This window comes from Achromobacter sp. KK8 (assembly GCF_054188005.1).
In genome coordinates, this window is the sequence record NZ_CM135178.1 from 6,229,406 (window position 1) to 6,243,865 (window position 14,460).

Below are 14,460 nucleotides of genomic sequence, written 5' to 3' on the forward strand. Positions count from 1 at the left end.
GCTGGGCCATATAAGCAACACGACTCACCCAACTTTCCCCGTGGAAATGCAAGTAGCACAAGGCAAGAAGCCCAAATCACAGGCTGAAATGGACGATCAGCTTTCCGGCCACACCCCCATGATGCAGCAATACCTCCGCCTGAAGGCGGAGGCCGGCCCATTGCTGCTGTTCTACCGCATGGGCGACTTCTATGAAATGTTCTATGAAGACGCGGAACGCGGCGCGCGCCTGCTCAACCTGACGCTGACCAAGCGCGGCTCGTCCAACGGCACGCCCATCCCCATGGCCGGGTTGCCGGTACACGCGATGGAGCAGTACCTGGCGCGGCTGGTGGCGATGGGCGAGTCCGTCGCCATCTGCGAGCAGATCGGCGATCCCGCGGCCTCCAAGGGCCCGGTCGAGCGCCGCATCGTGCGCATCGTCACCCCCGGCACGCTGACCGACGACGCGCTGCTGCCGGCCAAGGCCGACCGCGCGCTGGCCGCGGTGTTCGTCACCGGCAATGCGCGCGCGCCGCGCGCCGGTCTCGCATGGCTGAACCTGGCCAGCGGCGACTTCCGCGTCACCGAATGCGCGCCGGCGCAGCTCGAATCCGAACTGCACCGCATCGCCCCGGCCGAAATCGTCTGCGCCGACAGCGCCGAATTCGACTTTCCGTTCGAAGGCGCCCGTTCGCGCGTGCCGGACTGGCACTTCGAAAGCGACGGCGCCCGCGCGCACCTGCTCGCGCATTTCAAGACCGACACGCTGGCCGGCTTCGATATCGAAGACATGCCGGCCGGCATCTGCGCCGCCGGCGCGCTGCTGCGCTACGCCGCCCGCACCCAGTCGCAGGCGCTGGCGCACGTGCAGAGCCTGTCGGCCGAGCGGCCCGGCCAGTTCGTGCTGCTCGATCCGGTCACGCGCCGCAACCTGGAGCTGACGCAGACGCTGTCGGGCGAGGATTCGCCCACGCTGTTCTCGCTGCTGGACGGCTGCCGCACGCCGATGGGCAGCCGCCTGCTGCGCCGCTGGCTGCACCATCCGCTGCGCGACAACGCCCCGGCCCAGGCCCGCCAGCAGGCCATCTCGACGCTGCTGGCCGGCCGCATGGACGTCGAACAGACCTTCGGCTCGGCCGGCCTGCTGGAGACACTGCGCGGCGCGCTCAACGCCTTTCCCGACATCGAACGCATCGCCGCGCGGCTGGCGCTGCGCTCGGTGCGTCCGCGCGAACTGGCCAGCCTGCGCGACGCCCTGCAAGCCTTGCCGGCGCTGCGCGACCTGGTCGCGCCGATGGCCGCATCGCCGCGGCTGAACGACCTGATCTCGCACCTGTCGGTGGACCCGGCGCTGGCCGCCCTGCTGGTGCGCGCCATCGCCGCCGAGCCGGCCGTGGCGATCCGCGACGGCGGCGTGCTGGCCACGGGCTTTGACGCCGAACTGGACGAACTGCGCGCCCTGGCCGCCGACGGCGGCGACTTCCTGGTGCAACTGGAAGCGCGCGAACGCGAGCGCACCGGCATCAGCAACCTGCGCGTCGAATTCAACCGCGTGCACGGCTTCTACATCGAGGTCACCAAGGGCCAGACCGCCAAGGTGCCGGAAGACTACCGCCGCCGCCAGACGCTCAAGAACGCCGAACGCTACATCACCCCGGAACTCAAGACCTGGGAAGACAAGGTGCTGTCGGCGCAGGACCGCTCGCTGGCGCGCGAAAAGTGGCTGTTCGAGCAGCTGCTGGACGTGCTGGCCGAACACGTGCGCCCGCTGTCCGATTGCGCCGGCGCGCTGGCCGAACTGGACACCCTGGCGGCATTGGCCGAACACGCGCGGCGGCACGACTGGATCGCCCCCGAATTGTCCGAGCAGGCCGACATCGATATCGACGCCGGCCGCCATCCCGTGGTCGAACAGGCCATCGAGCGCTTCACGCCCAACGGCTGCCGCCTCGATCCGGCGCGCCGCATGCTGCTCATCACCGGCCCGAACATGGGCGGTAAATCGACCTACATGCGGCAGGTGGCGTTGATCGTGCTGCTGGCGCGCATCGGCAGCTTCGTGCCGGCGGCGCGCGCCCGCATCGGCCGCATCGACCGCATCTTCACCCGCATCGGCGCCGCCGACGACCTGGCCGGCGGACGCTCGACCTTCATGATGGAGATGACCGAGGCCGCCGCCATTCTCGCGGCCAGCACGCCCAACAGCCTGGTGCTGATGGACGAAATCGGCCGTGGCACCTCCACCTACGACGGCCTGGCGCTGGCGTGGGCCATCGCCTGCCGCCTGCTGGCGCACAACCGCGCCCTGACGCTGTTCGCCACCCACTATTTCGAACTGACGCGCCTGCCGGCCGAGCAACCGGCTTCGGCCAACGTGCACCTGGCCGCGGCCGAATCGGCCGGCGGCATCGTGTTCCTGCACGAAGTGCGCGAAGGTCCGGCCAGCCGCAGCTACGGGATCCAGGTGGCGCAGCGCGCCGGCGTGCCCGCCGCCGTGATCCGCCAGGCCACCCGCGAACTCGAACGGCTCGAGGCGCAAGGCGCGCCCACGCCGCAGCTCGGCCTGTTCTCGGCCGCGGCCGACGCCGACGCGCAGGCCTATGCCGAAGCCGACCGCGCCGACGCCATCGAGGCGCTGGACACGCTGCGCGAGGAGCTCGCCGGCATCGACCCCGACAGCCTGACCCCGCGCGAAGCGCTGGACGCCCTCTACCGCCTGAAGAAGCACCTGCAATGAACCTCGACCACCCCCTGCCGCTGCTGGGCAACCAGAGCCCCAACGACTTCATGCGCCGCTACTGGCAGAAGAAGCCGCTGCTGATCCGCCAGGCCATCCCGGATTTCAAGCCGCCGGTCACCATCGCCGCGATCAAGAAGCTGGCGCGCCGCGACGACGTCGAATCGCGCCTGATCTGGCGCGAGAACGGCGAATGGCAGATGGAAAACGGCCCCTTCGCCCGCCTGCCCAAGGACAACGAAGGCGACTGGACCCTGCTGGTGCAAAGCGTCGACCTGCACAGCGACGCCGCGGCCGAGCTGATGCAGCAGTTCCGCTTCATCCCGGACGCGCGCCTGGACGACGTGATGATCAGCATCGCCAGCCATGGCGGCGGCGTCGGTCCGCACTTCGACAGCTATGACGTATTCCTGCTGCAAGCGGCCGGCGAGCGCGAATGGCGCTACGGGCGTCAGAAGGACCTGTCGCTCGAACCCGGCCTGCCGCTCAAGATCCTCAGCCATTTCCAGCCCGAGGAACAAGCGCTGCTGGCGCCCGGCGACATGCTCTACCTGCCGCCGCAGGCCGCGCACGACGGCATCGCCGCGGGCGACGGCTGCATGACCATCTCCATCGGTTTCCGGGCCCCCACGCAAGCCACGCTGGCGCGCGGCCTGCTCGAGGCCGCCGCCGACCAGGTGATGGCGCGCGTCGGGCTGCTGGGCGGTCCCTATGGCGAGCCGGCGTTGCCTGGCCCCAGGCTGTCGGCCGTGTACCGCGATCCGGCCCAGGCCGCCGTGGCCACGCCGGCGCAGGTACCCGATGCGCTGGTGCAGGCCACGCTCGACACCGTCGGCAAGCTGCGTTTCGACGACGCGCTGGCCTCGCGCTTCCTGGGCTGCTGGCTGACCGAGCCCAGCAACCTCAGCGTGTTCGACGGCCCCGAGGGGCTGGACGTGGACCTGGAAGAAGACTGGCCCGCCAGCGGCAGGCTGGTGCTGGATCGCCGCAGCCGCATGCTCTATCGCGGCAAACAGCTCTTCATCAACGGCGAGACCGCCATGACGCCGGCCGCGCCCGCGCTCTGCAAGCTGGCCGACGCGCGCAGCCTGGACTGCGCCGATCCGGCCTGCGCGCGCCTGTCCGACGAGGCCCGCGCATGCCTGGCGGACTGGCTCGACTCCGGCTGGCTGCATTACGTCGCCTCGTAGTATCCAGACACCTGCGCGTATCCATCTTGCACAGAACGCAATGAGGTCTGTGCGCAGGGTCACATAAAGCAAGACAACACACCGCCCGGAAAGGTTTGTTGCCGTTGGGATGCGACCTTTTTAACTTTCACACTCGCATCGCTTACGGCTTCCTGTAGCCTGGATTCTGGTTTCCCCTGACGGGGTTTCAAGAGTCGTCATCTACAGGAGTCTAAAAATGATGAGCAAAACCTTGATTATTGCCTCGGTGCTGGCGGTGTCGCTCAGCGCGTGCAACAAGAAGGAAGATGCCCCGGCGCCCGCGAACAACCCCACGCCGGGCGCCAGCACCCCGGCGCCCTCGAGCACGCCGCCGGCCACCTCGCCGGCCCCGGCCCCCACGCCTGGCACCACGCCCGGCGGTGGCTCGACCACCCCTGGCGGCTCGACCACGCCCGCCTCCTGATCAGCGAACAACCCCCGCGCTGATCACGGCAAACAAAAACCCCGGCCTCGCGCCGGGGTTTTTGTTTGCGCGCAGCTGCCGCGCCACGGCCATGCCCTTTGTCCGGCGGCCGATGAGCGCCAGCCCCGCGCACAAAGAAAAAGGCCCGCAAGGGGCCTTTTCCGGGTCCATACGAGCGCCGAGGCGCTCGCCGGGGATGTGGATCACATCTTGTCTTTCAGCACGCTCAGCAGGCGCTGGGCGGTGGCGCTGTTGTCGCGTTCGCCCTTGGCATCCAGCACCGTGACGGTGGTCTGTTCGCCGCTGCCGACCAGATGGATGCGGTACTGCGGCGCCTCGGCCTTCTTGTCGCCCGAGAACATGCGGCTGAAGAAGCCCGGCTGGTCGATCTTCTCGCCGGTGTCGGTGTCGACGTAGCGCACGTAGTAGTCGCCAGCGGAACGGTCGCGGTCCTCGACCGAGAAACCGCCGCCATCCAGCGCCACGCCGACACGGCGCCAGGCCCGGTCGAACGACTCGCTGACGATCAGGGCGGCGCCCTGGGTGCGGACGTCCTGCTGCACCGCGGGCTTCTGCGGCGCGGCCTCGGCCTGCTGCACCAGCTTGCGGGCGTTGTCGACGTCGGTGCCCAGGTAGACCATCATGCGCGCCAGCATGGCGGCGTTCAGGCCCGGGTCTTCCTTGCCATTCTGCCATTGCACCTGGGAGCCGTCGTTGCCAACGCGCTTTTCCAGCATCTGGCGGTGGCTGACGTAGATCTCGGTGTGGCCGTTGACGCGTTCGACGCGGGTGCGGAATTTCTCGCGCTCGCCGCTGTCCCAGGCCGATTCCAGCACCGCGCCCAGGGCCTGGCGCAGCCAGCTTTCCGGGATCTTGGCGCGGTTTTCCGCCCAGTCGGTCTCGATCAGGCCGGCGGCCGGATTGTTGCTGGCGACGGTGAAGCCGTTTTCGGTCCAGAAGTCGACCAGGCGCGGGAACACGTCCTCGGGCGCGCGGTCGACCACCAGCCAGCGCAGGTCGCCGTCGCGTTCGACGCGCATGTCCTGGCGGTTGGGCAGCACGTTGCTGGCCTTGGGCGCGTTGGCCTGGGCCTGGCCCTGCTGCTGGAATTGCGAGTAGGTGGTCGAGCCCGACGCCGGCGCGCGGTAGCGCGGATCGCTGGCGGCCTGGGTCAGGTCGGGCGGGATGCTGAGCGGCTCGCCACGTTGCGTGACGGCGCTCTTGTAGTTGACGGACTCTTCATTGCCCAGGAATTGGTTGACCTCGCTGCAGCCGGCCAACAACACCAGAGACATCAATGCCGACAGACCGGCATGACGCTTGTTCATACGTATCCTCACGATATTTAGAGCAGGCCCGTTTCCTGGAGCGCGCGACGCACCGTTTCGTGGCGCGGTGCGCCCAGTTCCACCAGCGGCAACCGGTAGCCCAGTGCGGTGCGGCCCATTTCGGCCAGCGCCCACTTGACGGGAATAGGATTGGCTTCAACGAACAAAGCCTTGTTCAGACGGGCCAGGTGCGCATTAAGTTCACGCACCTTCGGCACATTGCCCGCCAGGGCGGCGGCACAGAGGTCGCGCATCAGCTTGGGCGCGACGTTGGCGGTCACCGAAATGTTGCCGCGCGCGCCCAGCAGGATCAGGGCGGCGGCGGTGGGATCATCGCCACTGAACACCTGGAAGCTGGCCGGTGCCTCGCGCAACAGCAGGCCGCCGCGGGCGATGTCGCCGGTGGCGTCCTTGATGCCGATGATGCCCGGCACCTGCGCCAGGCGCAGCACCGTTTCGTTGCTCATGTCGGCCACGGTGCGGCCCGGCACGTTGTACAGGATGGTCGGCAGGTCCACGGCTTCGGCGATGGCGCGGAAGTGGCGGTACAGGCCTTCCTGCGAGGGCTTGTTGTAGTACGGCACCACCGACAGGCCGGCCTGCGCGCCCACCGCCTTGGCGTGGCGCGTGAGGTGGATGGCTTCGTCGGTGGAGTTGGCGCCCACGCCGGCAATGACCGGGATGCGGCCCGCCGCATGCTCGACCGCCACGCGGATCAGTTCCGCGTGTTCTTCCATGGAAACCGTCGGCGATTCCCCGGTGGTGCCCACCACCACCAGCGCATCGGTTCCTTCCTGGATATGCCAATCGATCAACGACCGGTAGGCAGCGTAGTCCAGGCTGCCGTCGGGCTGCATCGGGGTGACGAGGGCCACCATGCTGCCCTGGAAATTAACGCCTGCGGCGGTTGCAGGGGATGCCATAAATGTGGGGCTCCAAAGCCCCACGGCGGGATGCCCCAGGGCCAGAATCAGTGAAACCGCTGAGTTTAACGGATATTGGCCAAAATCCTAGAGGAACCACTGAACGATCGTCGTTCCCAAAGCCAATACCGGACGCATCAATATCCAGAGCACGTCGGTCACCAGCAGCACCACCACGATCACCAGCCCATACGGCTCGATTTTCGAGTATTGCCAGGCCAGGCGGTTGGGCAGCAGGCTGAAAAGGATGCGTCCCCCATCCAGCGGCGGAATCGGCAGCAGGTTCAGCGCCATCAGCACCAGGTTGACCTGCACGCCGGCCATCGCCATCTCGAACCAGAAGCTCTCCTGCATGCCCGATTCCAGGAACAGGCGCAGCGAAAACACCCACAGGATGGCCATCAGCAGATTGGCGGCGGGTCCGGCCAGCGCCACCCACAGCATGTCTTTCTTGGGACGGCGCAGGCGGCCGAAATCCACCGGCACCGGCTTGGCCCAGCCGAACAGCATGCCCGGGCTGCCCAGCAGCTTGGAGGTCAGCAGGATCACCACCGGCACCAGCAGCGTGCCGATCGGATCGATGTGGCGCGCCGGGTTCAGGCTGACGCGGCCGGCCTGGTACGCCGTCGGATCGCCGAACATGCGCGCGACATAACCATGCGCGGCCTCGTGCAGGGTGATGGCGAAAATGACCGGTATCGCGTAGACCGCGATGGTTTGGATGATCTCGTTCATGGCGAACCGGATTGTAGAGGACCCGCGTGGCCGCGCCGGGGGGCCATGCGCGGCGGTGACTTCAGGCCAGGCCCAGCGTGGCCGGGTCGCCGCGTCCCACGCGCACCACCACCGGCTCGGCGCCGGTCAGGTCGATCACGGTGGTCGGCGAATGCGGGCACGCGCCGGCGTCGATGATGGCGGCCAGCTCGTGGGCGTAGCGCTCGCGGATGTCCTCTGCGTCGTTCAACGCTTCGGTCTCGTCCTTCGGGATGAGGGTGGTGGACAGCAGCGGCGCGCCCATCTGTTCGAGCAGGCCGAGCATCACGGCGTGATCCGGCACGCGGATGCCGATGGTCTTGCGCGACGGGTGCGAGACGCGCCGCGGCACTTCCTTGGTGGCTTCCAGGATGAAGGTCCAGGGGCCGGGCGTAGCGGCCTTGAGCAGCCGGTACTGGCGGTTGTCGACGCGCGCGAAGTGGCCGATCTCGGCCAGGTCGCGGCAAAGCAGCGTGAGGTGATGGCGCTCGTCCAGGCCGCGCAGGCGGCGCAGGCCGTCGGCCGCGTTCTTGTCGTCCAGGCGCGCGACCACCGCGTAGCTGGAATCGGTGGGCACCGCCACCAGGCCCCCGTCGTTCAGCCATTGGGCGGCCTGCTTGAGCAGGCGCGGTTGGGGATTCGCGGGGTGGATATCTAAATGGAGAGCCATGGGTTTATCCTAACACTCTTGAAGGCCGCTTCACCATGGGCGGCCACGGCAACACATGGCGGCCATGCCGGCCCGCCCGGAGACACAGTATGCGCCTGGACGATTCCCGCGAAAGCGACAACGTGGAAGACCGCCGCGCCAGCGGCCCGCGTATCGGCGGCCGAGGCACCATTGGCATCGGCACCATCGTGCTGGCCCTGGTGGCCATGTATTTCGGCGTCGATCCCAGCGTGGTGCTGCAGATGGCCGAAGGCCCGCCGGCGCAGCAGCAACAGGGGCCGGCCGCCCGGCCGCCCGCCAACGACCCGCAGGCACGCTTCGTCGCCAAGGTGCTGGGCGAAACCGAGGACACCTGGAGCGCCATCTTCCAGAAGGACCTGAACCGCCAGTACGTGCCGCCCAAGCTGGTGCTGTTCCGTGGCGCCACGCCCACGGCCTGTGGCACCGGCCAGGCGGCGATGGGGCCGTTCTACTGCCCGGGCGACAGCAAGGTCTACATCGACCTGGCGTTCTTCGACGAATTGCAGAACCGCTTCAAGGCGCCCGGCGATTTCGCCCAGGCCTACGTCATCGCGCACGAGGTCGGCCACCACGTGCAACACCTGCTGGGCATCTCCGACCAGGTCGACAACCTGCGCCGCCGCAACCCGTCGCAGGCCAATGCGCTGTCCGTGCGCATGGAACTGCAGGCCGACTGCTTCGCCGGCCTGTGGGCGCAACGCGCCAACGCCGCCCGCAACATCCTCGAGGGCGGCGACGTCGAGGAAGCGCTGGCCGCGGCCACCGCCATCGGCGACGACCGGCTGCAAAAGCAGAGCCAGGGCTACGTGGTGCCGGACGCCTTCACCCACGGCTCGTCGGCCCAGCGGGTGCGCTGGTTCAAGCGCGGCCTGGAAGGCGGCGAGCTCAAGCAATGTGATACCTTCGCCGCCAGCTCGCTGTAGCCCCGGCGTGCCGGCCGCGACGCCATTGCGCCTGTATATCCATACAGCGCGCGGACCGAGGGCGTCTTCATCTTGTAAGATTACGCCCCCGCGCAGACCAAGCGCGGGCCAGAGCTCCCGCAAGGGGGCTTTTCCCGCTGGGCGGCCCGGCGGCGCATTTCCAGACACCAGATCCGTTCCATGGCCAACAAGTTCGAACCGTTAATCACCGCTGATGAGGTGCAAGAAATCCTCGCGGAGCCCAAGGAAACCGTCAAGCCGATCACCTGGATCCCCAAGCCGGCCGCCACCAGCATCCAGTGGATGGAGTTCGCCAGCCCTTGCCGCATCAAGGGTGAAGTGCGCGACGACGTGATCTTCCGCGCCACCTACCGCGGCGCCCGCACCGACGTGCACGGCCAGGCCACCATTTTCCTGGCCGAGGCGTTCTGCGCCAGCCTGTTCGTCGGCCCGCACCGCGTCCTCGGCGTCGACACCGACGACTCCTTCCACACCAGCCTGGTGGGCGAAGGCCGGCCGCAATACCGCAAGCCGCTGGCGGACCGCAGCCACGAACACATCTGGGTGGACGAAGGCGAAGGCTACGCCGAACCCATCGTGCCCGCCCTGCACACGATCGCCGAGCTGATGCAGTACTTCCTGCCGAGGGCCAACCTGACCCTGACCGGCGGTTTCGCGCATCCCCTCAAAGGCCGACAAATCGAACTGATCCTATGAGCAATTTCCTGGAAGCCTCCGGCTGGACCGTCCTGCCGGCGGGCGAGCACGCCATCCGCGCGATCTCGCCGATGACGCTGGGCCTGGACGGCCAGCACGCGGCGTTCTTCATCGCCCATCCGGACGACACGTCGTTCTATCTCACCGACGCCTGTGAAACCGCGATGCATGCCTCCAGCTACGGCATCGAACTGGCGCCCAAGCGGATCGACATCCTCAACGAAACGCCGGGCGTGAGCCTGGCGCACTTCGACAAGTCGGGCGCCATCGTCGCCAGCGGCCCCAACGAGCAGTTGCAGGAAGCGCTGTGGGACGCGGTCAAGCTGGCCATGGCGCTGTCGTTCCAGTGCGCCAAGTGGATGCCGCGTTTCAGCCAGCTGCGCTTTCGCGCCCAGGTCGGCCGGGCGCTGGCGGCCGGGGTCGGCCCCAATCGCATGGTCAAGGGCGCGCGCGCCAAGGGCAGCAGCGGCCATACCGCCGACTTCGCCTTCGCCGTGCGCGCCGCGGGCAGCACCGCGCTGACCTACATCGAACCGATCGCGCTCAAGGCGGGCAAGAAAATGGATTGGACGCAGGTCTACCAGACCCACGGCAAGATGTCGGACGTGAAAATGGCCGATGCGCGCAACTCGCGCATGGTGATCCTGGAGGATGGCGCGTCGGCCGAGGAACTCAGGAAAGCCGTGACCATCCTGGAACAGTCGGCCAGCGTGCTGACGCTGGCCAAGACCCGCGACTGGCGGGCGGTGTTCGCCGCGGAATAGCCGCCGCCGCGGACCGCGCCCCATCAGCGCCGGCCGGCGGCGTCAGGATGGCATGTTGGTCAGGCCGTCGACGATTTCGCGGCCGTGCAGGATGGCGGCATGCACCGCTTCGCGCGGACTGAAGACAAAACCACCTTCGGCAAAGCGTGGCACGGGATATTCGTCGCCACCTTCCAGCACGGCGCCAGCCTGGACCACCATGACCGATGCGATGAAAACGGGGCCGCTCGGCAACGCTTGGACTTCATCGCCCGCGCCCCGGGACACCTTGGCCGTCAGCCGGTATCCCTTGTAGATCAAGTTGTTCTGATGCACTTCGGATGCCCTCTATCTGCGACCCAGCATACCGCGCCTGTTCATGACAGTTCGGATAAGTTTTGTAACCCAGGCATCCGATAGAAACATTGTTGCACCGCGCTAATTGCGTCCCCGTTTCCCTGGCGGCCTGCCCGCCACGCCGACAGGCAGGCAGGACGCGGCTGACAGCCGGACGCGACCCGCGCCCGGCCGGGGCCGCGTCGATCCGTCCCGGGGATTTCCCTAAAGCTGTTGCGAAAGCGCACTATCGGGGGGCTGCATGCCCGTGGCCCGCAGGTAGTCGGGCAAGGTCCAGCCCCGGCCCAGCAGGAACATGCGGGTGTGCAGATCGCCCAGCACCTGCGGCGTCACCGCCGGCCCCAGGTAGGTCAGCCGCTTGCGCCGCAGGTCGGCATAGCCCAGCGGATAATCGCGAGCAAGCCCCAGCCACAGGCGATGCGCGCCGACCGACTGGCGCGCCCCGCTCATGATGCACAGCCCCGCGTCCAGGGCCCAGCGATAGACCGCGGTGGCCAGCCCCATGCCCTGGTAGGGCGCGGCGTACTTCGAATGCGGCGCGCGCACGTAGGGATCGGCGCGCCGCCCCACTTCGATCAGCCGGTTGAACACCGTGTAGCCCGCCAGCCGGCCGCGCCGCGCGTCCACCACATACACGTAATACTCGCCATCGGCCTCGCGGTAGCGAAGCACCATGCCAGGGATGTCGGTTTGAACCTCCGGCAATCCATGCAAGCGGTCCGAAGGACGATTCATGCGGTCGTGGATGGCATCGAGTTCGGTCTCCACTTCGCGCGGAGCGTGATTGACGTCGATGCGCAGTTCCGTCGCGATAGGCAAGGCGCGGCGGAAAGCGTGCAGGGCCAGCGTAGGCAAGGCCACCTCCTGTACAGGGCAAATGCCCGATGAAAAAAAGATGTGCGCCCGCCCGCGACCTGCCGGTCCGCGGGAGGTGCGATGAAAATCCGCCTCGAAATGGTCCTAGGCGGCGTGGCCGCCCGTCAGGTTCCAGTCCACCGCGTCGGCGGCCGCCTCCCCGGGCATGCCGAAAAACGCCGGGAACTGGCGCGCGCCCTTGCGCGTGACCGACAAGGCGCGCGAGTCCAGGTCCTTGTCGACCCAGCCGCGCCGCAACAACGCCTCCAGCAGCGCGGCGCCCAGCGCGCCGCCCAGGTGCGAGCGGCGCTCGCTCCAGTCCAGGCAGGGGCAGGCAAAGCGGCGGCGGCGCTGGCGCGCCTGCGCCACATCCACCCCGACCTGTGCCAGCGAGGCCTCGCCCAGCGGCGTCAACACATAGTCGCGGCCATCGGCCGCCAGCCATTGGCGCGCCAGCATCGCATCATGGACGCGCACGGCCAGCGTGCCCGCCATGTGGTCATAACAGGTGCGGGCCTCGCGCAGCGCCGATGGCGTGTTGGGCTTGAACGGCGCGCGCTCGGCGCCCGCCACCACCAGCAACGCTTCCAGCGCGCGCGCCACTTCGGCATTGGCCAGCCGGTAATAGCGGTGCTTGCCTTGCGCCGCCTGCTCCACCAGGCCCTGCTCGCGCAGGCGCTGGAAATGGCTGCTGGCCGTGGACGCGCCGATATCCGCGGCCGCGGCCAGTTCCGTGGCGGTGCGGGCGCGGCCATCCAGCAGCACGCACAGCATGCGCGCCCGCGCCGGATCGGCGATGGCGCCCGCGACGGCGGACAGGTTGATATCGGCGAACTCGGATTCCATGATTCGGTCCCGGCCAAAGTGTTGTGTACAGGCACAAGCATACTGCGAGTCATCCCAACAAGACAGCCGGCGCCGCCGGCCACCGCCATGCGCGACACCCCGGTTTTCTTCGGCTGGAAAGTTCTCTACGCCACCTTCGTGCTGGCCGTCTTCGGCTGGGGCGTGGGCTTCTACGGTCCGCCGGTCTTCCTGCACGCCGTGGTGCAGCGCACCGGCTGGAGCGTGGCGCTGGTCTCGGCCGCGGTCAGCCTGCACTTCCTGTGCGGCACGCTGATCGTGGCCAATCTGCCGCGCCTGTACCGGCGCTGGGGCGTGCCGGCGGTGACCCTGGCGGGCGCCGTTGCGCTGGCGCTGGGCGTGTCGGGCTGGGCGCGCGCGGCGGCGCCGTGGCAGCTGTACGCGGCCGCGCTGTTCTCCGGCATGGGCTGGGTGACGCTGGGCGCGGCGGCGGTCAATGCGCTGATCGCGCCCTGGTTCGTCAAACGGCGCCCGGCCGCGCTCGGCATGGCCTACAACGGCGCCAGCGTGGGCGGCATCGTGTTTTCGCCGCTGTGGGTCTTCCTGATTTCCGGCTACGGTTTCGCGCAGGCGGCCTGGTGGATCGGCGCGACGATGGTCATCGTGATGGCGATCCTGGCGCGCAAAGTATTCGCCGTCACGCCGCGCCAGTTGGGCCAGCACCCGGACGGCGTGGCGCCCGACCCGCACTCACCGGCCGCGGCCGCCACGCTGGCGCCGGTGCCGCGCCTGTGGCGCGATCGCGCCTTCCTGTCGCTGGGCGCCGGCATGGCGCTGGGCCTGTTCGCGCAGATCGGCCTGATCGCCCACCTGCTGTCATTGCTGGCGCCACTGCTGGGCGCGCAGACCGCCGGCATCGCCATGGGCCTGGCCACTGCAAGCGCCATCGCCGGGCGCAGCCTGGTGGGCTGGCTGATGCCGCCGTCCGCCGACCGCCGCAAGGTCGCCTGCGTATCGTATGGCGCACAGATCCTCGGCTCGCTGGTCCTGATGCTGGCGGCGGACCACGCCTGGGCGGTGTGGGCCGGCGTGCTGCTGTTCGGCGCCGGCATCGGCAACGCCACGTCGCTGCCGCCATTGATCGCGCAGAGCGAATTCGGCCGCGAGGACGCCTTGCGCGTGGTGCCGCTGATCGTCGCCGTGTCGCAAGGCGCCTATGCGTTTGCGCCGGCGGTGTTCGGCGTGCTGCGCGCCATGGCCGGCCAGGACGGCCAATCGATGTTCGCATTCCTGGCGGTGGCGGCCTGCCTGCAAGCCGCCGCGATCGCCTGCCTGGCATGGGGCCGCGGCGCGGCCTGGCGGCGCGGACTCAGTCCAGCCCGCCGCGACGCGCCACCAGGCCGGCCATGACGGCGTCGCCCTGCTCGTCGGCCAGCCCCTGCGCCACCCCTTGGCGGTCGGCGGCGTTGCGGTTCTGGCTGACCTTCCATTTGCCCTCGATGCGCGTGATGGCGATTTCCACGCCGACGATCGCCCGCATCTGCGCGGCGATGAAATCGTCGGGCGCATCCTCGACGCGCCACGGCTGGGCCCGCGCCTTTTCCTGCGCGTCGGTCAAGGCGCCGATCTGCGCGCGCACCCAGGCCGGATCGTCATGGATCCGCGGCGTGCCCCAGACGTGCACGGCCACGAAGTTCCAGGTCGGCACCACCTTGTGGGTCTCGGCCTTGGTGGCGTACCAGGACGGCGTGACATAGGCCTGGGCGCCGTGGAACACCACCAGACACTCGGCGCCGTCGGCCAGCTCCCGCCACTGCGGATTGGCCCGCGCCATGTGCAGGCGCAGCACGCCCCGCGGCCCTTCGGGATACAGCAGACAGGGAATGTGGTTGGCCATCAGCCCGCCGTCCCCGCTGGTGGCCAGCACCCCCAGGGGATGGGCGCGGATGAAGTCGTGCTGGATATCGAGCGAGTCTTCGCGGAAGGCGGACGGCAGGTACATGGCGGCAATG

At 68.6% G+C, this 14,460-nt stretch carries 15 protein-coding genes; 7 read left to right on the top strand and 8 right to left on the bottom strand.

Annotated features, from left to right (window positions below; genetic code table 11):
* Positions 1 to 46: 46 nt before the first annotated feature.
* From mutS to ACVN9Z_RS28640, 3 genes are all read left to right on the top strand, one after another.
* Positions 47 to 2,719: a DNA mismatch repair protein MutS gene (gene mutS, locus ACVN9Z_RS28630; RefSeq protein ID WP_429927940.1), complete on the top strand. Its 2,673-nt coding sequence runs from the start codon at positions 47 to 49 to the stop codon at positions 2,717 to 2,719.
* Positions 2,716 to 3,909, top strand: a complete 1,194-nt coding sequence (locus tag ACVN9Z_RS28635) for a ribosomal protein uL16 3-hydroxylase (RefSeq protein WP_238876765.1) — start codon at positions 2,716 to 2,718, stop codon at positions 3,907 to 3,909. Before mutS ends, ACVN9Z_RS28635 begins: the two co-directional genes overlap by 4 nt.
* Before the next feature lie 217 nt (positions 3,910 to 4,126).
* Positions 4,127 to 4,354 (top strand): hypothetical protein, encoded by a 228-nt coding sequence (locus ACVN9Z_RS28640; RefSeq protein ID WP_006386500.1) that lies wholly within the window; start codon positions 4,127 to 4,129, stop codon positions 4,352 to 4,354.
* A gap of 203 nt (positions 4,355 to 4,557) precedes the next feature.
* Here the strand turns inward: ACVN9Z_RS28640 and bamC are convergent, their stop codons facing one another.
* The 4 genes from bamC to ACVN9Z_RS28660 all read right to left on the bottom strand — a co-directional run bounded on the left by bamC (position 4,558) and on the right by ACVN9Z_RS28660 (position 8,028).
* Complete coding sequence (bamC, locus tag ACVN9Z_RS28645; protein WP_006386499.1) at positions 4,558 to 5,682, bottom strand: outer membrane protein assembly factor BamC; 1,125 nt, start codon at positions 5,680 to 5,682, stop codon at positions 4,558 to 4,560.
* Between the two features lie 17 nt (positions 5,683 to 5,699).
* Entirely contained in the window at positions 5,700 to 6,605 is a 906-nt protein-coding gene (dapA, locus tag ACVN9Z_RS28650; protein WP_458212933.1) for a 4-hydroxy-tetrahydrodipicolinate synthase, read from the bottom strand.
* 87 nt (positions 6,606 to 6,692) lie between these two features.
* Positions 6,693 to 7,340 carry a site-2 protease family protein gene (locus tag ACVN9Z_RS28655; protein ID WP_006386497.1) on the bottom strand — a complete coding sequence of 216 codons (648 nt, stop codon included), beginning with the start codon at positions 7,338 to 7,340 and terminating at the stop codon, positions 6,693 to 6,695.
* 61 nt (positions 7,341 to 7,401) lie between these two features.
* Positions 7,402 to 8,028 carry an L-threonylcarbamoyladenylate synthase gene (locus tag ACVN9Z_RS28660; RefSeq protein WP_006386496.1) on the bottom strand — a complete coding sequence of 209 codons (627 nt, stop codon included), beginning with the start codon at positions 8,026 to 8,028 and terminating at the stop codon, positions 7,402 to 7,404.
* Between the two features lie 89 nt (positions 8,029 to 8,117).
* Here ACVN9Z_RS28660 and ypfJ point away from each other — a divergent pair, with 89 nt between their 5' ends.
* The 3 genes from ypfJ to ACVN9Z_RS28675 all read left to right on the top strand — a co-directional run bounded on the left by ypfJ (position 8,118) and on the right by ACVN9Z_RS28675 (position 10,453).
* Positions 8,118 to 8,972 carry a KPN_02809 family neutral zinc metallopeptidase gene (gene ypfJ, locus ACVN9Z_RS28665; RefSeq protein ID WP_006386495.1) on the top strand — a complete coding sequence of 285 codons (855 nt, stop codon included), beginning with the start codon at positions 8,118 to 8,120 and terminating at the stop codon, positions 8,970 to 8,972.
* 180 nt (positions 8,973 to 9,152) lie between these two features.
* The gene (locus tag ACVN9Z_RS28670) at positions 9,153 to 9,689 is read left to right on the top strand and encodes a hypothetical protein (protein WP_006386494.1); all 537 of its coding nucleotides are present in this window, start codon (positions 9,153 to 9,155) and stop codon (positions 9,687 to 9,689) included.
* Positions 9,686 to 10,453, top strand: coding sequence for a DUF1828 domain-containing protein (locus ACVN9Z_RS28675; RefSeq protein WP_006386493.1), 768 nt, complete (start codon positions 9,686 to 9,688; stop codon positions 10,451 to 10,453). Before ACVN9Z_RS28670 ends, ACVN9Z_RS28675 begins: the two co-directional genes overlap by 4 nt.
* 42 nt (positions 10,454 to 10,495) lie before the next feature.
* Here ACVN9Z_RS28675 and ACVN9Z_RS28680 read toward each other — a convergent pair whose 3' ends face one another.
* From ACVN9Z_RS28680 to ACVN9Z_RS28690, 3 genes are all read right to left on the bottom strand, one after another.
* On the bottom strand, positions 10,496 to 10,768 hold the full coding sequence (locus tag ACVN9Z_RS28680; protein ID WP_006386492.1) for a hypothetical protein: 273 nt from the start codon (positions 10,766 to 10,768) through the stop codon (positions 10,496 to 10,498).
* A 225-nt stretch (positions 10,769 to 10,993) separates the two neighbouring features.
* On the bottom strand, positions 10,994 to 11,644 hold the full coding sequence (locus ACVN9Z_RS28685; RefSeq protein ID WP_006386491.1) for a hypothetical protein: 651 nt from the start codon (positions 11,642 to 11,644) through the stop codon (positions 10,994 to 10,996).
* A 105-nt stretch (positions 11,645 to 11,749) separates the two neighbouring features.
* The gene (locus tag ACVN9Z_RS28690) at positions 11,750 to 12,490 is read right to left on the bottom strand and encodes an ArsR/SmtB family transcription factor (protein ID WP_006386490.1); all 741 of its coding nucleotides are present in this window, start codon (positions 12,488 to 12,490) and stop codon (positions 11,750 to 11,752) included.
* Positions 12,491 to 12,577: 87 nt separating this feature from the next.
* Here ACVN9Z_RS28690 and ACVN9Z_RS28695 point away from each other — a divergent pair, with 87 nt between their 5' ends.
* Positions 12,578 to 13,858 (top strand): MFS transporter, encoded by a 1,281-nt coding sequence (locus ACVN9Z_RS28695; protein ID WP_458212934.1) that lies wholly within the window; start codon positions 12,578 to 12,580, stop codon positions 13,856 to 13,858.
* Here the strand turns inward: ACVN9Z_RS28695 and ACVN9Z_RS28700 are convergent.
* Positions 13,818 to 14,450 carry an FMN-binding negative transcriptional regulator gene (locus ACVN9Z_RS28700; protein WP_026384422.1) on the bottom strand — a complete coding sequence of 211 codons (633 nt, stop codon included), beginning with the start codon at positions 14,448 to 14,450 and terminating at the stop codon, positions 13,818 to 13,820. The two genes, ACVN9Z_RS28695 and ACVN9Z_RS28700, sit on opposite strands and share 41 nt — an antisense overlap.
* Positions 14,451 to 14,460 lie beyond the last annotated feature (10 nt).